Raw genomic sequence first — 25,120 nt, forward strand, 5'->3', positions numbered from 1 at the left:
TCAGGAGCGGTCAGTCCGCTGGTTTTGGTGTGGGCCGGCCCCGGCCGGGGGTGCGGTGACGCTTCCGGCCGGGCGCGGCAGCCTGCGTCAGCTGTTCAGTGCCTGACGGAGGGCGGCGGTGGTCTTGGCGACGGCGTCCTTGGTGGACGGTGTGTCGCGCAGGGCGTTGAGCATCATGAAGTCGTGCACGGTGTGCGGGTAGTCCAGGTGCTGGACGTTGACGCCGGCGGCGCGCAGCTTGCCGATGTAGGTCTTGGCTCCGTTGAGCAGGACGTCGGAGTCGGTGACGACGAGTGCGGGGGGCAGGCCGCGCAGTTGTGCGGTGGTGGCCTTGTTGGGCGAGGCCAGGGGGTTGTTGCGGTCGGCGGTGCTGGGTGCGTACTTGTCCCAGAACCATTCCATGTTGGCGCGGGTGAGCCAGCAGTTCTCCTGGAACCGTTTGTAGGAGGTGGTGTCGAAGTTGGCGTCGGTGACGGGGTACAGGAGGACCTGCCGGCGGAACTTCACTCCGCCGCGCTGCTTGGCCATCATGGTGACGGCGGCGGTCATGTCGCCGCCGACGGAGTCGCCGGCGACGGCGAGTCGGTTACCGTCGATGCCGATCTCCTTGCCGTGTTCGGCGACCCACTTGGAGGCGGTGTAGGCCTGCTCGATGGCGACGGGGAAGCGGGCTTCGGGGGAGGGCGTGTAGTTGACGAAGACGACCGCCGCGTGGGCTCCGTTGGCGAGCTGACGCACCAGGCGGTCGTGGGTTTTGGCGTTGCCGAGTACCCAGCCGCCGCCGTGGATGTAGACGAGGCCGGGAAGCGTTCCCTTGACTCCGGCGGGACGGACGATGCGCAGGGACACCTGTCCGGTCGGCCCGCCCTTGATCGTCTTCTCGGTGATGTCCGCGGGAAGCTCGGGCACGGGTTGGGCCTGGAGCTTGTTCAGGACCTCGCGGGCCTGCGCGGGGGTCTGCTCGAACAGCGGCTTGCCGCCCTGGTGGGCGAGCTGGTTGAGGAAGGACTGGGTGGTGCGGTCGAGCGAGACGGACGGCATTCCGCAGGGGACGTTTCCGTTGGACGTGTCGCCGTCGCTCGTGCCGCCGCCGGTGATGAGGGAGGCCGGAAGGGCGGACGCGGCGCCGGACGCGGCGCAGTAGCCGGTCAGGACCGCGCCTGCGGCCACGGACGCCGCCACGGCGGACAGGGTCCTGCGGCGGGCGTGTCCGTCGGTTGCACGCATCAACTTCTCCTTTTGGATGAACTTTCCCCCTCCGCATACCGTTGCGGGCCGTCCCCTCCACCGCCCGGCAACCGTGCCGTTCAGGTGACCGGAGGCCTCTGTCGGAGTGACAGCCGGCTCGAAACGGTTTGGGACACCTTCGGAGTGGCTCGCACCCCGTAGTGGACGTACGGCTCTCCCGTCGGCAGGGTGTAGAACATCACCGGCGTCCAGAACTTCCCGCCCGGTTCTCGGAACAGGAACAGCGTGTCCGAGACCGGCACCAGGTCGAACGCCTGTGTCTTCTTCGGCATGAGTTCCGCCAGAGCGCCGGTGGTGGTGTGCACCAGGCGCAGCCCGTTCGGGCCCTCCGTCACCTCTGCATGGACGCCGGCCCGTTCGTAAACGCCGAGGTGCCGGCTCACGTCCACCGTGACCGGGGTCGCCGGCGGTTCGAGCGGGCGCGGCATGGCCACGTCGGCGAGTTCGGCGAAGATTTCCCGGTACAGCTCCACATACAGGTCTCGGGCGTGGCCGCCATTCGTCAGCAGAGTGACCGCGAGGCCCTGGTCCGGCAGCAGCCGCAGGAACGCGGACTGGCCGATCGTGTTGCCGTCGTGGCCGATCACGCGGTGGCCGTTCCAGTCGTCGCGGATCCAGCCGAGACCCCACGAATCGCCAAGGGTGCGCGGGTCCGGCACCTCAGCCTGCTTCTCCGCCATGGCCGCGGCCGATTCTTCCGACAGGATCCGCGAGCCGTCCGCGGTCAGACCGCCGGTGAGGTGCAGTCGGGCGAACGCGAGCACGTCCGCGCTCCGGGCAGTGATCAGACCGGCCGGACCGGCCGAGCGCGGCAACTGCCAGGTCGACGCCGGCTCCGGATCGGCGTCGTCCGAGGCGATGTGGCCGACCGCGGCGCGGAACAGCAACGCCTCCTCCGGCAGCGTGACGGTGTGCGTGAGTCCGAGCGGAGCGAACAGCTTCTCCCGCATGGCGGCATCCCAGGTCTTCCCGGTGAGCTTCTCGATCACCCGTCCCATGAGGACGAAACCCGAGTTGCAGTACGAGAACGTGACGCCGAGCGGGTGGTTCTGCGCGGCGTCTTCCAGCAGGTCCACATACTTCTCGACACAGTCGTCGCCGCGGCCGGTGTCGGTGAAGATGTCGCCGTCGATGCCGCTGGTGTGGGTCAGCAGGTGCCGCGTGGTGACGCGCTTGGCCACCTCGGGATCCGCCAGCCGCAACTCCGGCAGCACGTCGGTCACCGGCGCGTCGAGGTCGAGCAGACCCTCGTCGACCAGCTGCATCACCACCGTCGACGTCCATACCTTGGAAATCGAGCCGATCTGGAACAGCGAGTCCTCGGTGACTTCGACTCCGGTGGTCGTGCTCAGCACGCCGTGCGTCGCGAGCACCTCCTCGCCGGTCTCGACACGCAGAATCCCCAGCGACGCACCGGGAACGCGGTGCTTGCGCGCCAGCTCCGCCAGCCGACGGCTCCAGTGCGCGGCCTCGATCGGCACCCGCGAAACCCCGCCGACCGCACCCGCGTACTGCTCCACCCACTCGACGACGCGCCGGTTGTAGTCGACGCGGTGCGAGGGCGGACCGTCCAGAATGAACAGATGCGAGCCGCCGGGGTAGAGCACCAGCCTCGACGGCACATCGCGCTCGCGCAGCGCGGTGAACCACTGCTCCGCCTGCCCGACCGGGCACCGGATGTCCTCGGCGCCCTGCAGAATCAGCGTCGGCGTGCGGACCTGCTCGGCCTTCGAGTACGGGGACGACCTCTCGTAGCTGCTCGTCGAAACGCCGCAGAACTCGTTGACCGCAAGGAAATGCCCGCCGTCGGAGGTACCGGCCAAGCTGGTCAGATCGCTGACCACACCACCGGCGACGGCGGCGGCGAAGCGGTCGTCCCGGCTGGTCAGATAGCAGGTCATGAAGCCGCCGTAGCTGTACCCGGTGACGGCGAGCCGGTCCGGGTCGGCCAGGCCCTCGGCCACGAGCTGGTCGATCGGCTCCAGGAAATCAGCGGCGTCCGCCTGGCCCCACGCGCCGACCGTGGCGGTGTAGAACGCTTCGCCGTAACCGTCGCTGGCACGCGGGTTGAGCAGCAGCACCGCCCAGCCGCGCTCGGCAAGCGCCTGGTGGTAGAGGTGAATCGAGTCCGCGGCACCGTTCCAGGCGTTGTGCGGACCGCCGTGGATGTCGATCAGCAGCGGCTGCGCGCCGGTGCGCTCGGGGTCGCGGATCAGCCAGCCTTGCACGATCGTGCCGTCGCTGATGGTGAACTCCCGCGCCTGACGGGAGAACAGTTCCGCTTCGGACACTGCCGCACCATGCTGTGTGCGCACGTCGAGCGAACCCGTGGCGCGGTCGAGCACCACGATCTCGCCGAACGAATCGGCCGTGGCCAGCACGACCGCTGCCCGGTCGCCGACCAGGCTCACTCCGGACACCACGTTGTCGGCGCCGGTCAGCACCGGGCGCGGTTCCCCGCCGGCCAGGTCGGCTTCGTACAGATGGGTGCACCCGCGGTCGCGGATCGCGAACAACACGGCGTCCCCCGCCGCGGTGACCTGTGGCAGCACGCCCGGATAACCAGCGCCGCCGGGCATCACGTTACGGTCGAGGGAAGCGGCCAGGTCGACCGGTTCGCCGCCCTCCAGCGGGACCCGTATCAGGCCGAGGTGCCCGGTGGCCGTGTCGGTGCGGCCGACCACCAGCAGCGCCGTGCCGTCGGCGGTCCAGCTGACCGTGCCCGCCATGCCCTCAGCGGAACCGACCAGCTTCGGTTCGGACTTCCGTTCGGTGACGTCGAGCACGTAAGCGGCGGACCGGAGGGTGAGGTCGGCGTCGTCGTCCTGTGCCGCGGCGAACGCCACGTGCGTGCCGTCGGGCGACCACGCGGGTTCGCCCGCGTGCCAGTCGCCGAAGGTGAGCTGCCGGACTGCGCCAGTGGCGACATCGAGGACGTGCAGATGGCTACGGAGAGTCTTCAGCAGGCCGGGCCCGTCGGACTTGTAGTTCAGCCGCTCGACCACGATCGGCACGTTCGCCGCGGGGGCCGCGGCGGGCGCGGCGAGATCGGTCGCCGCGGAGAAGGCGATCTGACTGCCGTCCGGGCTCCACACCGGTGCGCCCGCGCCGAGCGGAAGCCTGGTGATCTGCTCGGCTTCGCCGCCGTCCGCCGGGAGGAACCACACCTGCGGCGGACCGTCCTGAGCGCGCAGGAACGCGAGCCGGGAGCCGTCCGGAGCCCACTTCGGTGCTGCGTCGGCGTTTCCACCGGTGAGCTGCCGGGCCTCGCCCGACTCCGTGGCCACCGTCCAGAGCGCGTCGACGTTGCGGTCCTCGTCCCGGTCCGCGGTCCGGAGCACGTAGACGACCCGGCTGCCGTCCGGCGCAAGCGCGGGCTGGCTGGGCGCGGCGAGGTCGTACAGGTCTTCGATGGCGAGACGGCGGGTCATCCGCTGGCTCCTTCGGAGATCACGGGCTCGTGGCCCTCGGATTCGCTGAAGTGGCAGGCCGCGGCGTGTCGCCGGGGCGCGGCGTCCTCGGCCGGATCGGCGCGAAGACAGATGTCGCGGTCGGTGCGCACGAGCGGGCCGACCGGGCAGCGCGGGTGGTACCGGCACCCGGCGGGCGGGTCGTGCTGGTCCGGCGTTTCCGCGTCCGCGGTCGCGCTCGGTTCGAGGTCGAACAGCGACTTGTGCGCCGAGGGGGCGGCGTCGAGCAGGTCGCGGGTGTAGGGATGCTGCGGATCGGTGAGCACCTGCTCCGCCGGACCGGCCTCGACGATCCGGCCGAGGTACATCACCGCGACGATGTCGCTGAGATAGCGCACGACGGCGAGGTTGTGCGAGATGAACAGCATCGACAGGTCGAGCTGCCGCTGCACCGACCGCACCAGATTGAGCACCGCGCCCTGCACCGAAACGTCGAGCGCGGAGGTGATCTCGTCGGCGATCAGCGCCTGCGGCCGCCCGGCGAGCGCGCGGGCGAGCGCCACGCGCTGGCGCTGCCCGCCGGACATCTCCCCGGGCAGTTGCCCGGCACGGTCCGGATCAAGATTCACCAGTTCCAGCAGCCGCGCCACTTCCGCCCGCCGAGCCGCCTTGCTGCCCCGCGGCATCGCTTCGGTGATCGACTCGCCGATGGTCATCCTCGGGTTGAGCGACGCATACGGATCCTGGAACACCATCTGCAGCGGGCGGCGGCGCGGCAGCTTGCGCACATCCACTCCACCGAGCAGCACCCGGCCCGCGCTCACCGGCGACAACCCGACCGCTGCCCGGGCGAGCGTCGACTTGCCCGAACCGGACTCGCCGACCAGGCCGACGACCTGGCCCGCGGGAACGGTGAGGGAAACCCCGTCCACCGCGGTGAGTCCGCGCCGTCCGCCGTACCGCACGCTGACGGAATCGAAAACCAGCTCGCTCATTCCACGCCTCCCGCCACGACGACGGCACCCGCTGCTTGCGGCATCGCCTCATCCGGATGCCAGCACGCCACCCGATGCTCCGGCGCGATCACGGTCAGTTCCGGGTCTCGCGTGCGGCACTGGTCCGTCGCCGCCGGGCAGCGGTCGGCGAACGCGCAGCCGGCCGGCATCCGGTGCGGTTCCGGGGGGCGGCCCGGGATCACCGCGAGCGGCGCGTCCGGGTCGGTGTCCAGGTCGAGCGTCGTGGCCAGCAGCGCCCGCGTGTACGGGTGCCGCGGCCGGATCTCCGGACCGGCGGCAGGCAGGTCCTCCACGATCCGCCCGGCGTACATCACCAGGACCCGTTCGCACGTCTGGGAAACGACCGCGATGTCGTGGCTGATCAGGATGATCGCTGTGCCGCGTTCGGCGCGCGTCCGCGCCAGCAACCGGAGCAACTGCCGCTGCACGGTCACGTCCAGCGCCGTCGTCGGCTCGTCCGCGATGATCAGCCTCGGGTCGCCCATCAGGCCCATGCCGATCATCGCGCGCTGGCGCATGCCGCCGGAGAACTCGTGCGGGTACTGCCGCGCCCGCCGCTGCGCCGCCGGGATGCGCACGGCGCGCAGCCGGTCGACCGCCCGCGCGAGCGCCTGGGTCCGCGAAAGCCCCTGGTGCTGTTCGGAGACCTCGGCGAGCTGCTTGCCGATCCGGCGGGTCGGGTTGAAAGACGTCATCGGGTCCTGGAACACCATCGCCAGCGACGTGCCGAGCAGCGGCCGCAGTTCGCGTTCCGGCGTGGTGAGCACCGGCGTACCGGCGAAATCCAGCCGGTCGGCGGTCACCGAACCGGGCGCTTCGATCAGCCTTGACACCGCGAGTCCGGTCAGGCTCTTGCCCGAACCCGATTCGCCGACGACGCCGATCGCCTCGCCCGCCCGCACTGTGAAGCTCACGCCGCGCACCGGCACCGTCCAGCCGGACGGCTGCGGGAAGGCGACTTCCAGGTTCTCGACCACCAGCACGGTGTCGTCCATCGCCGCTGCCGGATCCACTGTGGACTTTCGGACCGGCCGGGGGACCAGCCGCGGCAGCCGGGTCCGGACGCCGATCACGCCGGCGATCGTCTCACCGAACAGGTTGAACGCGAGCCCCGCGACGACCACCGCGACACCGGGTGCGAGCGCCGCCGCCGGGTTGACGTAAATGCCGTTGAGGCCTTCGTTGAGCAGCCGGCCCCAGTCGTAGTCCGGGGCCTGCACACCGATGCCGAGGAAGGACAGCCCGGAAAAGGCCAGCAGCGCACCGCCCGCGCCGATGGTGGCGTTGATCGCCAGCGGCTCGCCGATGTTGGGCAGGATGTGCCGGTACAGCAACCGGATCCGGCCCACTCCCGCTACCTGTGCCGCCGACACGAAGTCCCGGCCGGCCACCGACGCGGACAAGGTCTGCGTCAGCCGCGCGAACTGCGGAGCCAGTGCGAATCCGATCGCCATGACCGCGCCTCGTGTGCCCACGCCGAAGATCACCGCGAAGAACAGCACCAGCAGCAGCCCGGGGAACGCGACCGCGATGTTCACCGCCGTCGCCAGCAGCCTTCCGAGCGGACGCGGCAGCACCGTCGGCAGCATGCCGAGCACGAGTCCCGTCGCCACGCCGATCACGGTGGCGATCAGCGCCAGCAGCACCGAAAGCCGGGACGCCACCAGCACCCGGTAGAAGATGTCACGACCCAGTTCGTCGGTGCCGACCCAGTGCTGCGCAGACGGACCCTGGCCGATCGCGTTCGTGTCGACCGCCGAAGCCGCGTCCTGCCACAGGATCGGGCCCAGCACCGCGACCGCGAGGGCCAGCAGAAGCAGGGCGGCCGCGAACCCGCCCAAGGGGGTGCGCAGGGCCGCGAGCCACTGCGCTCCGCGCCGTTTCTTCATCTCAGTTCTCCCGGATCGTCGAACGCGGATCGAGGACCGCCAGCAGCAGGTCCACCACGAGGTTCACCAGCAGCACGCCGACGCCGTACACGAGCACGATCCCCTGCACCAGCGGGTAGTCCTTCTGCAGGATGGACTGCGAGATCGTCGAGCCGAGGCCCGGCCAGGCGAAGACGTTCTCCACCAGCACGGTGCCCGCGACCATGGAGACGAGCATGAGCCCGCCGAGCGTCAGCGTCGCGGTGAGCGCGTTCGGCAGTGCGTGCCGCAGGTGGACCAGCCGGGCAGGCAGCCGCTTCGCTCGCGCGGTGCGGATGAAGTCGTTGCCCAGTACGGAAAGCATCTCCACCCGGACGATCCGGGAGAGCGTCGACGCAGGGCCGAGCGCCAGCGCGACGATCGGGAGGACCAGCGAGCCCGCGCCCTCGTGCCCGGCCACCGGGAACCAGCCCAGTTGCACCGCGAAGAACGCCACCAGCGCCACCGCGACCAGGAACTCCGGGATCGCGGCGAACAGCACGGTCGTCGAGGTGAAGGCCAGTTCGCTGCCACGGCGGCGGCCGCCGCGGGTCAGCACGGCGAAGGTCAGGCCGAGCGGGATCGCGAGGGCGATGACCACCACGAAGGCGGGCAACGCCAGCTGCAAGGTCGCGGGCAGCCGGGTGGCGATGATGTCGCCGACCGGTTGCCCGCTCAGCATCGACGTGCCGAAGTCGCCGCTGAACAGCCCGCCGAAGTAGTCCAGGTACTGCTGCCACAGCGGACGGTCCAGCCCGAGCGCGACGCGGCGGGCGTTCACCAGCTCGGCCGGCGCGGTCAGGCCGAGCGCCGCGCGCACGGGGTCGCCCGGGATGAGCTGGATCATCAGGAACGCCATCGTCACCAGCACCCACAGCGACACGACGAACCGTCCGAGGCGGCGGGCGGCGAAGGCCAGCCAGGGGCTCACCTTCGGGCCCTCGACGGCGCTCGCGCCGGTCATCAGGAGTACATCCGGATGGAGGACGGCTTGAGGTAGCCGTTCGCGATCTCGAACCGGGCGTTGTTCCCGAAGGTCGGGAGCACCGAGTTCGCGAACCGCACGACGTCCTGCCTCTCGAACAGTGCCGATTCAGCGGCCAGCCAGTCCGTGCAGCCCGCTGTGCCGGCCTGCGAAGCCGCCTTGGCGACCAGCGAGTCGTACGTGGCGTTCTTGATGTGCGCGAAGTTCGTGCCCTGCGGGGGCTCTGCGCCGGACACGAACGGGATCAGCTGGCTCGGCAGGGTCAGTCCGAGCGGCGCCATCGAGATGTCCCACTCGCCGGTGGCGAACAGTGCCTGGCTCAGACCCGGGCTGTCGACCCCCTTGAGCGTGACGTCGATGCCGGCGTCCTTCCAGCCCTGCTGCATCAGCTCGGCGCCAGGGGCCATGGTCGGGCCCAGCTGCGTGCCGTAGACGGCGGTGAGCGCGAGGCGCTTCCCGTCCTTGACCCGGATGCCGTCCGGACCCGGCTTCCAGCCTGCCGCGTCGAGCGCGGCCTTGGCTGCGGCGGCGTCGAAGCCGGGGATCTTCCCGGTGACCGAATCGCCGTCGCACGGCGGGGGATTGCCGGTGACCATGCCCTTGACCGGGGCGCTGCCGTCCCGGGTCAGCACCTTCCGGACCTGAGCGAGGTCGAGCGCCTGGACCAGCGCGCGGCGCATGGCCTGGTCGGCGCCGAACCGGCCGGGCGCCTGGTTGAAGAACAGCTCCCCGAACGGAGCCGTGAGGTCGGTGTGGAACAGCCGCTGCGCCCGCAGCCGCTGCTGGTCCTGCCCGGTGACCGAGGCGCCGTTGACCTCGCCGGACAGCAGCAGGTTCGACGTCGTCGTCATGTTCGGGATGACCCGGATGACCACCTTGTCCGGCAGGCCCGGCTGCTTCGAGTCGAACTGGCCGGGACCCCACGTGTAGTCCTTGCGCCGCGTCAGCGTGTAGTGGTCGTTCGGGACGATCTCGGACACAGTGAACATGCCGGTGCCGTTCTCGCCCTTGGCCAGCGTCTTGCGGTCGGCCAGCCCCTTCGCGCAGACGATCGGCACGTTGACGAGGTTGCGGAGCAGGAACGCGTCCGGCGCCCCGCTGGTGACCTTGACCGTGCCCGCGGCCTCGTCGGCGACCGCCTCCGTGCCCGCCTTCACCGTGACGCCCGCGATCGGCGACTTGTTCGCCGGGTCGCCGACGAAGTTGATGCTCCCGGCCACGTCCTTCGCGGTCAGCGGGGTGCCGTCTGCGCAGGTGATGCCCTTGCGCAGGGTGAAGGACGCGCTGGTCGTGGAGGCTTGCCACTTCTCCGCGATCGCCGGCTGTGGCTGCCCCTTCGTGTCGAGGCCGATCAGGCCGTCGTAGAGGAACTGGTCGACGCCGCGGGCGATCGAAAGCACGGTGATCGCCGGGTCGAGCGTTCCCGGATCCGAGGAGATGGCATAGGTGAAGGTCTTGCCGTCGGTCAGTCTCTGATTCGCGGTCCGGTCCTGCCCGGATTGCGCTGATTGCCCGCACGCGCTCACGGTCAAGGCCACCACGCCCACCATCACGGCGGTGAGCCGAGCAGTTTTCATGGGGTTTCCTCAAAGAAAGTCGGGCGGTCCGGGAGGACCGGGTGTGGCTGATGGGGTGTTCGCCGTCGATGGCTCCTGTCTCCAGGGGAATGGCCGCCCGGTCCTGCGGGACGCTCCGGCTTGCTGATCGAGAACTGCGGGCATCGCCGGTTGAGGACCTGTCGGCGGAGGGTTCCCGGGCCGCGGAAGTGCTGATCACGGAGGAACGGGGCAATACGTGTGACCGGGCATCACACGCGGATACGGGGCCGGCACCGATGCCGGCAAGGGCCACCACTGGGCGGTGGCGGTCAAGGCCGACGGCATACGCTGTTCCCGAGGAAGGTGATCAACAACGAGCCCGGATCCCGACGCTGATCGACACCGCCCGGCAGAAGGCCGACGAGGTGCGGTGGGTGGTGGGCACCTCCGGCCAGGCCTCCGCCCTGCCGCCGGCCCTGCCCATCGCGCACGGTCAGGAGGTCGTCGACGTGCCCGGCCCCGTCGTCAACCGATGGCCGGCGCTTGCCGCGGTGAGGACGAGGCCGATGCCAAGGCCGCCCTGGTCATCGCCGACCGGGGCCGGCTCGTCAACCGCCCGCGTGACCTGCTTGCCGCCGCGCTGGAACGGGCCTTCGGCTACTCCGCGGCCAAGGCCCGGTTGTCATGCTGACCGAATACCAGGCCCCGGCTGCTCTGTCGCAGGATCGTCGTCAGGCGCTGACCATCTGGCTGGAACGCCGCCGCTCCGCGACTCCGGCCGTCGCACCGGCGACCACCACCGGCCCGAACGCCACAACCGGTGCCTGCACTGGTTGTTGTCCGTGTCCGTACAGTCCGCCATGATGCGACCGGGCCCGTCGAGGGGCTGGTACTTCGAGAAACGCGCCCAGGGCCTGATCCACACCCAGGCACTGCTCGCACTCGCCCACCGCCGTGGCGGCGTGCTGCGGGCGATCGTGCGGGACAAGAGGCGGTTCACCTCCGCCCCGCCGGTCACGCAGACGGCTTGACACGATCATCGGGGTTCTCCCAGCGAGTCGCGCACTGCGCGTGGAGGTGGTCGACGGCCAGCCGGGCGGCGGCGCCGATGGACGCGTCGACCGCGGGAAGACGGTCTTCGAGGGAGCGGGCGCGGGTGAACACCGCGACCGCGAACCGGCGGCCGTCCCCCAAGGCCACCACTCCCGCTTCGTTGCGGACGCCGGGCAGCGTCCCGGTCTTCGCCGCGATCCGCACCCCGGACGGGAATCCGGACGACAGCCGGTGCGGCCAGACCTGCTGGGCCATGGTCGTGCGGACGCGTTCGCAGGCTTCGGGTTCGCCTGCCCGATCGGTCCAGATCGCGTCGAGCAGCGCAGTCGTCTCGCGCGGCGTCGACGAGGTCGTGCGTCGCGGGTCGAGCACCGAGAGCTTCAGTATCTGCTCCGGCGTGGCCTCGCCCAGCAGCGCTTCGAGGTCGGAGTCCGGGGTCCCCCCGAGGTCCGCCACGACGGATGCGAACAGGTCCTCGCAGCAACCGATCAGCCGGGTGCGGGCCAGCCCGAGGTCGGCCAGCACCCGGTCCACCGCTTCCTGGCCCACGCGGTGGAACACCAGGTCGGTCGCGGCGTTGTCGCTCATCGTGAGCATGAAGTGCGCGAGGTCGCGCCAGCTCATCTCGACGTCGTCGGCGCAGCCCGCGGTGCCGATACCGCCGATCCGGTACCGCGCGGTCACCAACGTCCGCTCGGTCTCGTCGATCCGTCCCGCCACGACTTCGCGGGCGTAGGCGACGGCCACCGCAATCTTGAACACCGACGCCAGCACCACCGGGTCGTCGCCGCCCGCCGACACGTCGGGTCCGTTCGGCACGCCGACTTCCCGAGCGTGCAGGAACCCTTCCGCGCCGGCTTCGGCGAAGACGGCCTCGATCTGTTCGCGGATCTCGCTCACCGGGACACCCGTCGGTCGGCGCGGCCGGTGTGGAGGAACTGGGCGCGGCCGGTGCCGTCGTCGCCGACGAACGCGTGTGCCATATAGACACCCGGGACCTGCGGGACCTCGGCGACGAACGCGTCGCCGAGGTAGGGCAGCAGTTCCTCCTTCGCCGGAGGTGCGCCGCTGAGCTCGGCGAAGATCCCCTTCGGTGTGCGCTCCATCCACAGTTTGCCGTCTTCCGCGGTAACGACGGTATCGGCGACCATCGACGAGTACTCGCCCACGTACCGGGACAGGTCGGCCTGGGCGGCCGCGGGGTTCGGCTCCGGCAGTGCCGGGAGCTTGACACCGGCCAGTTCGTCAAGCAGCTTTCCCAGGACTTCCTGGTAGACGTGCAGCGGCTGCCCGCCGTTGGTGAGCAACGCGACCGCGACGTTTCGCTCCGGCACCACGCGCAGGAAGGCCGACTGGCCGATGGTGCCGCCGTCGTGGCCGATCACCTGGCCGCCCTCCCAGTCGAAGAGCATCCAACCGAGGCCCCAGTGGTCGGCCATGATGCCGAGCGGGGGCACCTCCACCTGCGGCTCGCGCATCGCGGCCGGCGACTCCGGCGACAGCACCTGTGTGCCGTCGTCGGCCTTGCCGTCGTTCAGGTGCATTCTGACGAAGGTCAGCAGGTCCCGCGGGCGCATCGCGAGCGTCGAACCGGCCGGGGCGTTCGAGCGGGTCAGCGCCCAGGTCGGCGCAGGCACCGGCTCCTCGCCCGGCTTCGGGGCGACGTGGCCGATCGCGGCGCGGTAGCGGATCGCGTCGTAGGGCCCAGTTGCTGCGTGGGTCAGGCCGAGTGGCACGACGAGGTGGTCGCGCACGCAGTCGTCCCAGCACTTGCCGCGCAGCACCTCGATGATGCGGCCGAGTACGCAGTAGCCGGCGTTGTTGTACGAGAACCGCTCGCCCGGCGAAAAAAGCTGCGGCACGTCGGACAGCGTGGCGATGAGCTTCTCCACCGCGTCGTCGCCAGGCCCGGTGTCGGTGAAGATGTCGCCCTCGAAGCCGGCGGTGTGGCAGGTCAGCTGCCGGACGGTGATCGCGGCCGCGGCCTCGTCGTCGCCGAGCGCGAACTCCGGCAGGTAGTCGCGCACCGGCCGGTCGAGGTCGAGGCGGCCCTCGTCGACCAGTTGCGTGATCAGGGTGGTCGTCCACACCTTGGTGATCGACCCGATCTGGAACAGCGAGTCCACAGTGGACTCCACCCCGGTGGCCTTGTTCAGGACGCCCGCCGCGTGGTCGATCACCTCTCCGTCGGCGAGCACCGCGATCGCGGCGCCGGGGACCTGATGCTGGGCCAGCACAGCGGCGAAGTTCTCCTGGAGCCAAGTCTCTATCTCGTGAATTTTCGACATGTGCACCTTCTGTCCGGGTCAGGGTGGTCCGGCGTTTCCGGAATGCTAGGTCGGTGGCCTACGTCACTTGTTCGTCCGGACCGAGGAGAGCGCGGGGAAAGTTCCTCCGCCCAGACGAATCAGGCCATGCGCAGCGACTCCACTGCCGTCGCCGCGGCGAAACCGATGAATGCGTCGCGCTCGGGAGCCGGGAACGGGCGTCCTCGGCGCGGGTGTACACGACGACCGAGTACCGGCCGCCGTCCGGGTACTCGACCACGACGACCTCATCGCGCACAGCGGGCAGCGTCGTGCCCGTCCTGCCGCTGGTGCGCATCTCGTCGTCGGGAACCCGGACCGCAGTCGGTGCGGCCGGACCTGCGGTTCCAGCCGGCGCCGGACGTCCGCGCACGCCCCGGGCCCAGCGCGATCGGGACCTTGAACACCGACGCGGGAACGACCGGAACGTCCTCGCCGATCCCGATGCTGCGGGTGCCGTCGGCCATGGCGGCGTGCAGCCGGGCCTCGACCCCGACCTCTTTCGCGAGGCGGGCAGCCCTCCGTGCTGTGCACGTTCCTTCGCCGGAGAGTGCCGTCATGGCGCCCACGGCGAGGGGCGGAAGAGCACGAACACCGCGGAGGTCTTTCGAGCCCGGGGAACAACCGCGCGGGCGGTCAGGCCTCTTCGACCGGAACGGCTTTCCCCTCTCGCGGCAGCAAATGCAGTTGCACCATCGCCGTGAACCGGTCTCCCGGGTCGTCGAGATCGATTCCGCCGACCTCGACGAGCCGGCGCAACCGGTACCGGAACGTGCTCGGATGCACGTACGCGGCGGCCGACGCGGCGCCGATGTCGCCGAAAGAATCGAGCCAGCACCGCAGCGTGTGCACGAGCTGCGACTGGTGTTTCGTGTCGTAGGCCAGCAGCCTCGCGATCGGCCCGGTCGCGACATCGCCGCGTGTCGCGGAGAGGTCCGCCAATTCGAGCAGCAGCGCTTCGATGTGCGCGTCCTCGGCGGTGATCACTCGTTTTGCGCCGCCGTTGGTGAGCAACACGCGCAACGCGCGGTCGGCCCCGTCGCGGGACGCGCGCAGGCCCGAGCCGTCGAGCGCGAGCGGTCCGACGCCGATTGCGGCGCCGGCCCGGCGGCCCGTGCGTTCCAGGAAGGTCGACGCGACGCGCACCGAGCGTTCGCGGCAATCGCCGTGATTCCCGGCCATCGGGACGATGCCGTACGCGACATCGCCGACCAGCGCTACCGCCGACCGGGGCTGGACGGCGCTGAGGTGCATGGCGAACGCGTCGGCGACTCGCTGGCGTTCCGCGACGAGCCGGAGGTCGTCGTCGGGGCCCTCGAGGAGTCCCATGGCGAGCACGATGGTGGGCTGCCCCAGCAATCCGAGGCGCGCGATGGCTTCCGGCGCGCCGGGGCCGCCTTCGAGCGCGGTGCTCACCAGATCGGCCCGCAACCGGCGCTCGACATCGGCCCCAGCGCGCAGCCGAAGCATGTGCAGCGCGACGATCTTCGAGGCGTCGACCAACGCCGCGGTACGTTCCTCGCTGAGCTCGTTGTCGACTGCGGCCCAGATCGAACCGAGGACCTCGTCACCGGCTCGGACCGCGACCGCGACCCTGGGCATGGCGATGTTCTCGTCGTAGCCGTCCGGGCAGACGTAAACCGGCCAGTGGTTCCGGTAAAGGCGTTCGAAAACGCCTTCCTTCTCCAGCTGGCGGGTGAACCGTTCGGGCACCTGGCGGCCGAGAATCGTTTCGACGCGGGAAGGATCGGCCTCGTCCTGGCGGCCGGAGAAGGCGAGCACGCGCGAGTTGCGGTCCTCGATGGTGACCGGCGCGTCCAGCAGCGCGGCGATCGCGTTGGCGAGCGCGAACAGATCACCGGACGGCATCCCGCCGAGCGTCTGCGGGGAGACATCGCCGACGTCGCCCTCGGCGAGCAACGTGCGGAGCATCGCGGCGAGCTGCGCCCACGACGCCGCGCTGGCCAGCCCGAGCAGCGCGACCCCGGTGGAGTCGGCCGCCTGGACCAGCTCCGCCGACGCGGGGACGGGCGACCGCACGACCAGCGCGGCCGCCCCCCGTTCGCCGACGGTGTGCAGCAGCTTCGCGATCTCGTCGGTCTCGCGCACGCCGACCCCGAGGACGACCGCCTCGGCGGGGAACTCGGCGTCGTCGTGCGGATCGTGGATCACCACGCCGCTGAGGTGCCGCGGGGTGACACGCCCGACGGCGACCGGTTCGAGGAGCACGTCCCCGAGGGCTTCGAGGACGCGACCCAGACTCGTGTGCGGTTTGCTCGGCACGGGTGTCAGCACTCCCCGAAGGTAGATCCGGCCCCGGTCCAACCGGTTGGTTCGATCCGGCCAAATCTATCGGCGGAATTCGTGCCAGGCTACGAACCGATCCACACCTTCGCGGTGGTCACCTCGTCGAGCAGCTCCGGAATCGGCGCCACGCCGAGGCCCGGACCGGTCGGCACCGGCAGGTGCCCGTCGGACAGCACGAACGGCTCGGTGATGTCCCTCTGGTAGAACCGGTCGGACGCGGAGGTGTCCCCGGGAAGCGTGAAGCCCGGCAGCGAGGCGAGCGCGACGTTCGCCGCCCGGCCGAGGCCGGTCTCGATCATCCCGCCGCACCACACCGGAACCGCGTGCGCGGCGCACACGTCGTGCACCCGCCGCGCTTCGAGGTAACCACCGACCCGACCCGGCTTGATGTTCACGATCTGGACCGCGCCCAGCTTGATCGCGTCCGCCGCCGCGCGCGCCGACACGATCGATTCGTCCAGGCAGATCGGCGTCTTGATCCGGCGCGCCAGTTCGGCGTGGCCGAGGACGTCCTCCTCTTCCAGCGGCTGCTCGATCAGCAACAGGCTGAACGGATCGAGGCGGGCCAACTGCGGCGCATCGCCCAGGGTGTAGGCGGTGTTGGCGTCCACCTGCAGCAACACGTCGTCGCCGAAGCGTTCGCGGACCGCGCGCACCGGCTCGACGTCCCAGCCCGGTTCGATCTTCAGCTTGATCCGCACGTAGCCGTCGTCCAGGTACCCGTCCACGACGTCGAGCAACTGCGGGATCGTGTCCATGATGCCGACCGAAACACCGCACGGCACGGTGTCCCGCACCGACCCCAGCTCGGCCGCGAAGGACCGCTCGCTCGCGCGGAGTTCGGCGTCGAGCACCGCCATCTCGAGCGCGCCCTTCGCCATCCGGTGGCCCTTGAACCTGGCCAGCAACGGCGTCACCTTCGCCGCGGTCACGTCCTCCGCGGCCAGCAGCGCCGGGACGAGGTAGTGGCGCAGCACGTGCTCGGCACCGTCGTTGTACTCCGACGAGTACAGCGGGCCGGCCATCGTCACGCACTCGCCCCAGCCCTCGCCCGTCGGCGTCACCGCCCGCAGCAGCAGGAGATCGCGCACGGACTGAGTGCCGAACGAAGTCCGGAACGGGGCGACGAGCGGCATCTGCACCCGGCGCAGTTCCACACCGCTGAGTTTCACTGCTCCTCCTTGGAAATCACGTAGAAGCCGGCCCGGTCGAAGCCGGTCACCCGGCCCCCGGCGGACATCAGTCCGCCGAGCGTTTCGCGCAGCGCGGCCCGCCACGCGGCTGCCTTGCCGGGATCGGTGCCGCGCAAGCCTTCGATGTCCGCCGGGACGGCGACGACCACCACCGGGGCATCTGCCGAGCCCGTCGCCGGGCCGCCGTCGGCGTCCACCGAGAGCGCCACGGCGGCGCCCCGCGCGAGCAGGGCTTTCGCATCGGTCCGGATGGGCTCGCCGAACGCGGCGGCCCGCACTGCCGTGCCACCCAGGTCCCAGGACACCATGAGCCGGTCGGTGTCGCCCGAACCGTTGATGCCGTCCGCCATCGGCCCGTAGAAGTCGCGCAGGTACAGCACCGGGAGCGCACCGAGCTTGCCAAGGTTGAAATAGGCGTTGCGGCGCACCAGCGGATCGAACGTCCACTTGATGGCCGAGACGTCCTGCGTCAATGCCCAGCCACGCTGGTGCAATTTCAGCGCATATCCGATTCCGCGGCCCGCACCGGTCTTGGCGACTCCGGCGATGTGACTGTGCAGACTTCCTTTTCCGGGATTTCCGAAAAATCCGACGCACGCGCCGAGCAGTTCGCCGTCCGAAAACGCGCCGGCCACGTAGTTCCCGGCCGCCGACAGCGCGCGCAGCAGCTCCGTGGTCACCGGCCGGGTGCCCGGCGCCGACCGCCAGATGGCCTCGAAGAGTACTCCGACCGCGGTCAGTTCGGCGATCTCGGTGATCTCCCGTACCTCGACCCCCGACGCGGTGGCCGCCGCCCGCGCGGCCGCCACCGCCTCGTCGCAGGTTTCCGATGTGACCGGCTGTTCCGCATTCATCGCAAGATTCGTCACCGGATGCTCCTTTCCCGGCTTACCCCGGAGAGTCACTGTCGGGCTCGACCAGAATTGGCCGGCGGATTCGTCAGAATCGACGGACTCACCTTCGCCAACACGTTTTCCACCAGCGCGAACAGCAATGTGGTCCGCCACGGCAACTCTTCGATCAGGACATGTTCGTGATCCGCGTGCGCCCCGCCGCCGACCGCGCCGAGACCGTCGAGAGTCGGCACTCCCAGCCCCGCGGTGTAGTTGCCGTCCGAAGCACCGCCGACGTTCGCCTCGGTGAGTTTCGGCAGCCCCATGTCCGCGGACAATTCCCGCGCCAGTGCGAACAACGCGGCCGAAGAAGCGGCATCCAGCGGCGGACGGTTGATCCCGCCGCTGATCCGCACCTGTGCTTTTGCCAGCACCGGCTGCAACGCCCGCACCGCACGGTCGACGCGGAGCTGTTCCTCCTCGTCCCACACCCGCACGTCGACCTCGACCACGGCCGCCGCCGGCACGGTATTGACCGTCGTGCCGGCTGACAGCACTGTCGGCACCACGCTGGTCCCGCGCTCCGGATCGGCGAGCGCGGCGACCGCGAGCACCTGGTGCGCGATCTCGATCCCGGCGTTGATCCCGTTCTCCGGTTCGAGCCCGGCGTGCGCGGCACGGCCGGTCACCTCGATCCGGTAGTGGGAAACGCCTTTGCGCCGGGTCTTGAGCGCGCCGCCGTCCGCCGAAGCCTCCAGCACGAACGCTGCCTCGCAGCCGCGGGCCTCTTCCTCGATCAGCCCTCGCGACGACGGCGAGCCCAGTTCCTCGTCGCCGGTGACCAGAATGGACAATCCGGCCCGGCGCGGCAATGCCGCCGCCGCATGAAGCGCCATCACGACGCCGGCCTTCATGTCGAAGCAGCCCGGCCCCCGCAAGACCCCGTCTGCCACGGAAAACGGGTGCGTTTCCAGGGAACCCATCGGCCAGACCGTGTCGTGGTGGCCCAGCAGCAGCACACGCGCGGGACCGTCGCCGAACCGCCAGCGCAGGTGCGTCCGGCCGTCGAGGACGATCCGCTCCGGCTCCACGCCGAGCAAGGCCTTGCCGAGGTCCGCCAGCACCTCGGCGCTGTGCGCCACCGCGTCGAGGTCGGACGACGGGGATTCGCAGCGCACCAATGTCTCGATGTCGGTGAGCAGAGCTTCCAAGCTGAATTCCATCATCGCGGCTCCCCCCGCAGCGGCCGGCCAGGGTACGCGTCGGTGAGCAGCTGCCCGTCGCGGACCACCGGGGTCCCCGCGACGAACAGGTGCCGGACGCCGACCGAGGGCCGGGTCGAATCGAAGTACGTGGCCGTGTCGGTGAGGGTGGCGGGGTCGAGGACGACGATGTCCGCGTCCGCGCCGACGTTCAGCCTGCCCTTGGTCCGCGCTCCGGGCGCGACCTCGTCGAGCACCCGCGCGGGCAGGTAGGAGCAGCGCCGGAACGCCTCCAGCCAGGTCCACACCCCGGCCTCGCGCACCATCAGCCGCAGCGACTTGGAGAACGTACCCGCCGTGCGCGGGTGCGTCGCACCGCCAGGGGGCAGCGGCCATTGGGTGGACTCGTTGCCGGCGCCAGGCCAGTACACCGGCATGGCGTCGCTCGCGACGATCGCATCCGGGAAGGCGAGCGTCCGGTGCAGCAGGTCCCGGTCCTTCGGGTTCTCCTCGTCGAGGAACTCGAGGATGCACGGCGCGCCCGGGTCCTCGGCGCGGACCTGCAACAGCCGGGCCTCGTCTGCGATCCGCTCGCCGGTCTCCAGCATCAGGACGCGCGTCGGGCCGAGGCCCTTCATCTTGAGCCGCTCGGGCGAAAGGAAGGCCGCTCCGACGCCGGTGCTGCCCGCGCCGTAGGGATAGGCCTCGACCGTCACCCGCGACCCGGCCGAACGGCCCGACTCCAGCGCGGCGAGCACCCGGTCGACGTGCCGTCCGGACGTGCTGTTGACGTGACAGTGGTGCATCGCGGCACCGGTCTCGGCCGCGACGATCGCGATCTCCTGCGACCCGTCGACCGGCGTGGCCGGGTCCATCTCGACCAGCTCGCGGACGTGCGTGTACGTGGGCGCTTCGGCCTGCTTGGCCAGCTTTGCCAACGCCAGGAACTCGGCCGGATCGCTGGCCGGGGCGTACCCGAGCAGCACGCCGACGCCGAGCGCACCCGCCGCCAGCTCACACTCCACAAGGGACAGCCAGGCGGCCAGTTCGGCCTTCGAGGAGGACCGCTGCCAGGCCGGTTCGCCGAGCACGGCCAGCCCGGTGTTGATATTCGCGTCCGGTTCGACGCCGACGAGCACCTTGGCCCGCGCGGAGCCCCAGGAAGCCGAGAAGCCGTAGTGCAGCGGACGTCCCGCCGCGGCCGCCTCGGCGTAGGCCCGTTCGACGGGCATCATCCCGGCTTCCAGATCGAGCGCCGTCGTGACGCCGTCCATCGCCTGCAGCCGCTGGCCCGCGATGGAGTGCACGTGGCTGTGCAGATCGATGAACCCGGGCCCGACGATGTAGCCGGTGACATCGATTTCGACCTGGTCGTCGCCGGCCGGCAGCCCTGGTCCGACGGCGATGACCTCGCCGTCGCAGACCAGCACGTCAGCCGTGCCGTCAAAGCCCGTAGCCGGGTCGATGACGCGACCGCCCCGCAACAGTGTCCGCATGCTTCGCCTCCTAGCCTCGCTGCTGGCGACCCTAGAAGGTTTGCCGTGCGGTCCGTTCGTCTTGCGCGACGAATACGGGACGGCAGATCCATCCGAGTACACGAACCTGAACGCCTCCACCGGTTCGCCGGCGGCCCAGGACGCCGGATACGGCGACGCCGCAGCGTTCCGGCACGGGGTGCGGGCCCGCGGCCTGAAATACGCGGTGGGGCTCTCCACCACACTGTCGGCCCAGCCCGGCGACGCGGCGCCCGTGAACGATCCGTACTCCGGGCACCCCAGCGCCGACCCGACCAAGCACAACTCAGGTCCTCTCTTCCGGATCTCGCTGGACGCGCAACGCCGGGTATCCCTGCCCTAACCCCTAGGGGTCGCAAGGGCCGCGCGCTGAACCGACGAGCCCGGAAGACAGTGAGGCCGCGCTGAGCGGGCCGACGCGTCGATCTGGCCCGCCACCGCCACTCCCGAGGAACTCGCCGCCACAAGAACCTGGCCACCGGTCGGGCGCTCGCCCCGCGCCGCTCCACCCGTACCACCGCATCCGACACGGCCGGACCACTGCATGGGCCGCTCACATGGGCCCTGCTCTCCGCGTGGAGTGCGGACGGTGGCGGGCAGTCAACTGAGCGGCGAGGCAGCGACGTTGACTTCCGTCCGCCGGTGCGGACGGTCGCGAGGAGCGGCAGCCCTGCCGGTGGGGTGCGCGACAAGGCCGGCGTCGTCACCCACCCCGGCGGATGCCGGAACGCGGCAACCGTGTCACCCGATCCCGCCCGGGCGCCGACGACACGGCGATCGGCCGCGCCGTCGACGCCGCGGCCCTTTGTGCCATCGGCTCGCTGCGGGCCGGGGTGTCCGCGGCGTGACGGCCGGCAGGTGGCCGATCGGCCGTCTACCCGGAGCGATGAACGACAAGGGGCAGGACCTCAGCAGGAGGTCGTTGCGTCGTCGTACGGCACAAGTTGGATCACGAGCCCATCCCCGCGCCGTACGAGGTACGAGTGGGGTGGAACAGAGACTGGAGGCGATCCGAGACACTGATTCTGCACAGAGGACTGGCATGGCTCTACGAGGCGGACGAACGATTTCCGTACTGACGGTCGGCGCGGCGACGGCCGTGATGGCAGGGCTCACCCCGGCGACGGCGTTCGCGGCGAAGGATCCGCTCCAGCAGTACGCGCAGCAGAAAATCCGTTGGGAGCGCTGCGATGCGAGCGGACCGGCGGCGTTCGAGTGCGCGAAGGTGAAGGTTCCGCTGGACTACAGCCACCCCGGGGGCCGGAAGATCGACCTGGCGATGTCGCGGATCAAGGCGGGCAGTGCGAAGAAGCGGCACGGCGTGCTGCTGATGAATCCCGGGGGCCCGGGCGTTCCGGGGCTGACCATGCCCGTGGAGATGGAGCCCCTGCTGTCGGCGGAGGTACGAGAACGGTTCGACCTGGTCGGCTTCGACCCGCGCGGGGTCGGGCAGAGCTCGCCGATCGGTTGCGACCTGACGGGCGACGAACAGACCTTCCAGCACCCCTACACCGCAAAGACGTTCGCGAAGGACGTGGCCCGAGCCCGGACAGTGGCCGACAAATGCTGGGCCAAGGCGGGGGACGTGCTGCCGCACATCACCACCCGCAACACGGCACGGGACATGGACGTCGTCCGGGCGGCACTGGGAGAGAGGAAGATCTCCTACTTCGGGTACTCGTACGGCACGTACCTGGGCGCCGTCTACACGCAGATGTTCCCCCGGCATTCGGACCGGTTCGTGCTCGACAGCGCGCTCGATCCGGCGCTCGCGTGGCGAGGGATGTTCCGGGGGTGGTCGGCGGGGGCCGAACTCGCCTTCACCCGGTGGACCGAGTGGGCCGCCGCGCGCGACGCCACGTACGGGCTCGGTACGACCCCGGCGGAGGTCCGCAAGACGTACGGGGAGCTCATCGCCCACGCCGACCGCACGCCCGTCCCGACGAAGGGCGGGGCGCTCAGCGGCGCCGACATCCGTGCGCAGTACGGTGCGTTCGTCCATCTCACGACCGTCACCCCGTGGATCGTCGCGTTGAAGACCGCGGCCGCCGGCGGACCGCCCGCGCCGGCCACGCCTACCGCGTCGGCGGTGCCCGACTCCGTCCCGGTCCGGTCCGCCGAAGCGGGGGCGGCAACGTTCGGTGCGGACGTTCCGGCGGACAACCAGTCCGCCGCCGTGTGGGCCGTCTTCTGCGGCGACACCCGCAGCTGGCCGCGCAACCCCGAGCAGTACCGCCGCGACGCGATCCGAGACCGAGCCGAGTACCCGCTGGCCGGCGACCTGGGGGCCAACATTCAGCCGTGCGCGTTCTGGAAGTCGGCGAGGAGCGAGCCGGCCACCGTGGTGAGCAACGACGTCAACGCGCTGATCGTGCAGAACCAGTGGGACCCGCAGGCGACGCTGGCCATGGCGCAGGGCATGCGGCGGGCGCTGCACGGTGCGCGGATGGTCACGGTGGCCGGCGGTGAGGGCCACGGCGTGGTGGTGGCCGGCCCGTCCTGTGCGGACGCCGGCGTCACGCGGTACCTGACCACGGGCCGGCTGCCCGCGAAGGACCTGACCTGCGGCGGCTAGCTGTTGTGTAAGTGCTGGTCACAGCCACTCGTTGACGGCTTCGACCAGCACGGTCGCTTCGTGGCGGACAACAGCCAGGCGCGGCCCTGCCCGCGCTGACCGGCAGGGAGCGGGGTGAATGTGCGGGCGGGTCACGCTACTCGGGGCACGCGGAAGCCGGCCGCGCGGAGCTTCTGTTCGGTCAGTGCGGTCAGGCGGGCCGAGATGGGGGCCTGTGCCTCGCCGTGGTTGTTGATGAGCCGGTAGCGGGCGGCGGCGGTGGCCCAGGCCCGCATGGGGCCGCTGGCATCGAGGAGTTCGGGGTGGGCGAGGTAGTGGTCGGCCAGGGCTGCCGCGAGTTCCTCGATGCGCGGGTCGTCGGGGTCCCAGCTCTCGGCCTCCCAGCCGCGCTGGGTCAGCTCGACGTAGGCGGGGTCGGCCAGGCGGGTCTCCTGGACGGCCAGGAAACCGTCGAAGCCGGCCGGGATCAGCGCCTTGGCGAGGACCAGCGCCTCGCGCTGCGTGGCGACGTACTCGGCGGCGAAGCCGAGGGCGCGCATGCGGTCCAGGAGGGCGCAGGCCCGGTCGGGCAGCAGGGCCCGGTCGCCGTCAGCGAGCCGACGCAGCGTTTCGAGTCGAGCGGTCAACTCTGCTATGTGGCCGACGAGTTGACGCTCAACGTCGGCGAGCGCGGCGGTGAACTTCGCGCCGTTGGCAGCCAGCAGGGGCGCGGTGTCGGCGAGCGGCACTCCGGCGGTGGCGAGGGTGCGCACCTGCACCAGGCGCAGCAGGTCGGCCGAGCCGTAGCGCCGGTAGCCGGAGCTGTCGCGCTCCGGCTCTGCGACGAGCCCCAGCTTGTGGTAGTGCCGCACCGTCTTCACGGTGACGCCGACGAAGGCCGCGGCCTGCCCGATCGTGACTCCGTTGCTCATGTGCCCAGTGTGCCGAACACCTCCTCGACGAGTTGCTGTTGGGCCTTCTGGAAGGGTGCGGCGAGCGACAGGCCGGGGTCGTCGACGTAGTTGAGCCCGGCGGTCAGTGTCGTGGTCCCGTCGGCCGAGGCGTACATCAGGGCCGCCGAGCCGCCCTGGCCGCCGTTGTGGTGGTAGACGGTGCGGCCCCCGCCCAGGTCCTGAGCGAAGATCCCCAGGCCGTAGCCGATGGTCTGCTCCGGAGTGCGCATCTCGGCCAGCAGTCCCTCCGGCAGCAGCAGGCCGCCCATGAGTGCGCAGAAGTACGTGTGCAGGTCCGCGGTGGTGGAGATCATGTCGCCGCCGGCGCCGACCCAGGACGGGTTCTGCCGGGTGATGTCGATCGTGCGCTCCACCCCTGCGTCGTCGTAGCGGTAGTAGCTGTGGTTGTGGGGGGCCGGGAGTTCGGGGGACGCGCCCGGCGCCAGGGTGCCGGTCAGGTGCAGCGGTTCGAGGATGCGTTGCCGCAGTTCCTCGGCGAACGAGCGGCCGGTGAGCTCTTCCACCAGCAGCCGGGCGATCACGTAGTTGGTGTTGGCGTAGCTCCAGCCTGCCCCCGGCTCGAACCGGGCCGGCCTGGCGAGCGAGAACCGGACCAGTTCTGCCGGTTCGTAGGTGTGGAAGCGCAGGTCCACCCACTCCTTGCCCTGCCAGGGGATGCCGGCGGCGACCGTCCCGTCCTCGTAGTACTCCCCGGTGTGGTTGAAGATCCCGCTGGTGTGCTGGAGCAGCATCCGTACGGTGATGCGGCGGTCGAGGCCGAGCTGCGGCAGCTGGTCGGCGACCGGGGTGTCCAGGCCGGTCCGGCCCTCGGCCACCAGCATCAGCACTGTCGTCGCGACGAAGTTCTTGGTGGTGCTGCCGATCCGGAAGTGCGCGTCCGTCAACGGGCGCTGTGTGCCGCCAAGTTCACGGCATCCGGCGCTGCCTGCCCATGCGCCGCGCTCGTCGTCGACCCGCAGCTGCACCCCGAGGATCCCGGACGCCGCGATCTCCTCGATCGCCTTCTGCAGTTCCGGCCGGTCCGGGCCCCAGGAGGTGGGATTGCTGGACATGGTGCGCCTCCGCGTCGTGTGTGCCCCG

At 70.6% G+C, this 25,120-nt stretch carries 17 protein-coding genes and 1 pseudogene; 3 read left to right on the forward strand and 15 right to left on the reverse strand.

The window, feature by feature from the left end; all coding sequences use genetic code 11:
• Window positions 1-87: 87 nt before the first annotated feature.
• From ACFC02_RS10900 to ACFC02_RS10925, 6 genes are all read right to left on the reverse strand, one after another.
• Window positions 88-1,227 (reverse strand): alpha/beta hydrolase, encoded by a 1,140-nt coding sequence (locus ACFC02_RS10900; RefSeq protein ID WP_376355170.1) that lies wholly within the window; start codon window positions 1,225-1,227, stop codon window positions 88-90.
• 80 nt (window positions 1,228-1,307) lie between these two features.
• Window positions 1,308-4,679, reverse strand: coding sequence for a serine hydrolase (locus ACFC02_RS10905; protein ID WP_376355172.1), 3,372 nt, complete (start codon window positions 4,677-4,679; stop codon window positions 1,308-1,310).
• Window positions 4,676-5,653: an ABC transporter ATP-binding protein gene (locus ACFC02_RS10910; RefSeq protein WP_376355174.1), complete on the reverse strand. Its 978-nt coding sequence runs from the start codon at window positions 5,651-5,653 to the stop codon at window positions 4,676-4,678. Before ACFC02_RS10910 ends, ACFC02_RS10905 begins: the two co-directional genes overlap by 4 nt.
• Window positions 5,650-7,563: a dipeptide/oligopeptide/nickel ABC transporter permease/ATP-binding protein gene (locus tag ACFC02_RS10915; protein ID WP_376355176.1), complete on the reverse strand. Its 1,914-nt coding sequence runs from the start codon at window positions 7,561-7,563 to the stop codon at window positions 5,650-5,652. Before ACFC02_RS10915 ends, ACFC02_RS10910 begins: the two co-directional genes overlap by 4 nt.
• Before the next feature lies 1 nt (window position 7,564).
• The gene (locus ACFC02_RS10920; protein ID WP_376355178.1) at window positions 7,565-8,545 is read right to left on the reverse strand and encodes an ABC transporter permease; all 981 of its coding nucleotides are present in this window, start codon (window positions 8,543-8,545) and stop codon (window positions 7,565-7,567) included.
• Entirely contained in the window at window positions 8,545-10,143 is a 1,599-nt protein-coding gene (locus ACFC02_RS10925; protein WP_376355180.1) for an ABC transporter substrate-binding protein, read from the reverse strand. Before ACFC02_RS10925 ends, ACFC02_RS10920 begins: the two co-directional genes overlap by 1 nt.
• Before the next feature lie 229 nt (window positions 10,144-10,372).
• Between ACFC02_RS10925 and ACFC02_RS10930 the strand changes: the two are divergent.
• Window positions 10,373-11,135, forward strand: a pseudogene (locus ACFC02_RS10930) (transposase).
• On the opposite strand, the gene ACFC02_RS10935 reads toward ACFC02_RS10930, so the two are convergent.
• From ACFC02_RS10935 to ACFC02_RS10965, 7 genes are all read right to left on the reverse strand, one after another.
• Window positions 11,119-12,057, reverse strand: a complete 939-nt coding sequence (locus ACFC02_RS10935; RefSeq protein ID WP_376355182.1) for a serine hydrolase — start codon at window positions 12,055-12,057, stop codon at window positions 11,119-11,121. The pseudogene ACFC02_RS10930 and the gene ACFC02_RS10935 sit on opposite strands and share 17 nt — an antisense overlap.
• Window positions 12,054-13,445, reverse strand: a complete 1,392-nt coding sequence (locus ACFC02_RS10940) for a serine hydrolase domain-containing protein (protein WP_376355184.1) — start codon at window positions 13,443-13,445, stop codon at window positions 12,054-12,056. The genes ACFC02_RS10935 and ACFC02_RS10940 overlap by 4 nt, the downstream gene beginning before the upstream one ends.
• 654 nt (window positions 13,446-14,099) lie before the next feature.
• Entirely contained in the window at window positions 14,100-15,758 is a 1,659-nt protein-coding gene (locus ACFC02_RS10945) for a PucR family transcriptional regulator (protein WP_376355185.1), read from the reverse strand.
• A gap of 77 nt (window positions 15,759-15,835) precedes the next feature.
• Window positions 15,836-16,942, reverse strand: a complete 1,107-nt coding sequence (menC, locus tag ACFC02_RS10950; protein WP_376355186.1) for an o-succinylbenzoate synthase — start codon at window positions 16,940-16,942, stop codon at window positions 15,836-15,838.
• A complete protein-coding gene (locus tag ACFC02_RS10955) occupies window positions 16,939-17,832 on the reverse strand; it encodes a GNAT family N-acetyltransferase (RefSeq protein WP_376355188.1) in 894 nt (297 codons plus the stop codon). The genes menC and ACFC02_RS10955 overlap by 4 nt, the downstream gene beginning before the upstream one ends.
• Window positions 17,833-17,864: 32 nt before the next feature.
• Window positions 17,865-19,022 carry a M20 family metallopeptidase gene (locus ACFC02_RS10960; RefSeq protein WP_376355190.1) on the reverse strand — a complete coding sequence of 386 codons (1,158 nt, stop codon included), beginning with the start codon at window positions 19,020-19,022 and terminating at the stop codon, window positions 17,865-17,867.
• On the reverse strand, window positions 19,019-20,494 hold the full coding sequence (locus ACFC02_RS10965; RefSeq protein ID WP_376355192.1) for an amidohydrolase family protein: 1,476 nt from the start codon (window positions 20,492-20,494) through the stop codon (window positions 19,019-19,021). The genes ACFC02_RS10960 and ACFC02_RS10965 overlap by 4 nt, the downstream gene beginning before the upstream one ends.
• A 61-nt stretch (window positions 20,495-20,555) precedes the next feature.
• Between ACFC02_RS10965 and ACFC02_RS10970 the strand changes: the two genes are divergently transcribed.
• Both ACFC02_RS10970 and ACFC02_RS10975 read left to right on the forward strand, forming a co-directional pair.
• Window positions 20,556-20,855, forward strand: a complete 300-nt coding sequence (locus ACFC02_RS10970) for a transposase (RefSeq protein ID WP_376355194.1) — start codon at window positions 20,556-20,558, stop codon at window positions 20,853-20,855.
• Window positions 20,856-21,554: 699 nt separating this feature from the next.
• Window positions 21,555-23,087, forward strand: a complete 1,533-nt coding sequence (locus ACFC02_RS10975) for an alpha/beta hydrolase (RefSeq protein WP_376355196.1) — start codon at window positions 21,555-21,557, stop codon at window positions 23,085-23,087.
• Window positions 23,088-23,218: 131 nt separating this feature from the next.
• On the opposite strand, the gene ACFC02_RS10980 is transcribed toward ACFC02_RS10975, so the two are convergent.
• Together ACFC02_RS10980 and ACFC02_RS10985 are read right to left on the reverse strand one after the other, a co-directional pair.
• Window positions 23,219-23,998 carry a MerR family transcriptional regulator gene (locus ACFC02_RS10980; protein WP_376355198.1) on the reverse strand — a complete coding sequence of 260 codons (780 nt, stop codon included), beginning with the start codon at window positions 23,996-23,998 and terminating at the stop codon, window positions 23,219-23,221.
• Window positions 23,995-25,092 (reverse strand): serine hydrolase domain-containing protein, encoded by a 1,098-nt coding sequence (locus ACFC02_RS10985; protein WP_376355200.1) that lies wholly within the window; start codon window positions 25,090-25,092, stop codon window positions 23,995-23,997. The genes ACFC02_RS10980 and ACFC02_RS10985 overlap by 4 nt, the downstream gene beginning before the upstream one ends.
• Between the last annotated feature and the right edge of the window lie 28 nt (window positions 25,093-25,120).

The organism is Streptomyces sp. NPDC056160 (genome assembly GCF_042268205.1).
Taxonomy (GTDB): domain Bacteria; phylum Actinomycetota; class Actinomycetes; order Streptomycetales; family Streptomycetaceae; genus Streptomyces.

Bases quoted from the DNA above. Each gene is read 5' to 3' on its own strand.
- ACFC02_RS10900 (WP_376355170.1), bottom strand. From the start codon at position 1,227: ATGCGTGCAACCGACGGACACGCCCGCCGCAGGACCCTGTCCGCCGTG.
- ACFC02_RS10905 (WP_376355172.1), bottom strand. From the start codon at position 4,679: ATGACCCGCCGTCTCGCCATCGAAGACCTGTACGACCTCGCCGCGCCC.
- ACFC02_RS10910 (WP_376355174.1), bottom strand. From the start codon at position 5,653: ATGAGCGAGCTGGTTTTCGATTCCGTCAGCGTGCGGTACGGCGGACGG.
- ACFC02_RS10915 (WP_376355176.1), bottom strand. From the start codon at position 7,563: ATGAAGAAACGGCGCGGAGCGCAGTGGCTCGCGGCCCTGCGCACCCCC.
- ACFC02_RS10920 (WP_376355178.1), bottom strand. From the start codon at position 8,545: ATGACCGGCGCGAGCGCCGTCGAGGGCCCGAAGGTGAGCCCCTGGCTG.
- ACFC02_RS10925 (WP_376355180.1), bottom strand. From the start codon at position 10,143: ATGAAAACTGCTCGGCTCACCGCCGTGATGGTGGGCGTGGTGGCCTTG.
- ACFC02_RS10940 (WP_376355184.1), bottom strand. From the start codon at position 13,445: ATGTCGAAAATTCACGAGATAGAGACTTGGCTCCAGGAGAACTTCGCC.
- ACFC02_RS10960 (WP_376355190.1), bottom strand. From the start codon at position 19,022: ATGATGGAATTCAGCTTGGAAGCTCTGCTCACCGACATCGAGACATTG.
- ACFC02_RS10965 (WP_376355192.1), bottom strand. From the start codon at position 20,494: ATGCGGACACTGTTGCGGGGCGGTCGCGTCATCGACCCGGCTACGGGC.
- ACFC02_RS10975 (WP_376355196.1), top strand. From the start codon at position 21,555: ATGGCTCTACGAGGCGGACGAACGATTTCCGTACTGACGGTCGGCGCG.
- ACFC02_RS10980 (WP_376355198.1), bottom strand. From the start codon at position 23,998: ATGAGCAACGGAGTCACGATCGGGCAGGCCGCGGCCTTCGTCGGCGTC.
- ACFC02_RS10985 (WP_376355200.1), bottom strand. From the start codon at position 25,092: ATGTCCAGCAATCCCACCTCCTGGGGCCCGGACCGGCCGGAACTGCAG.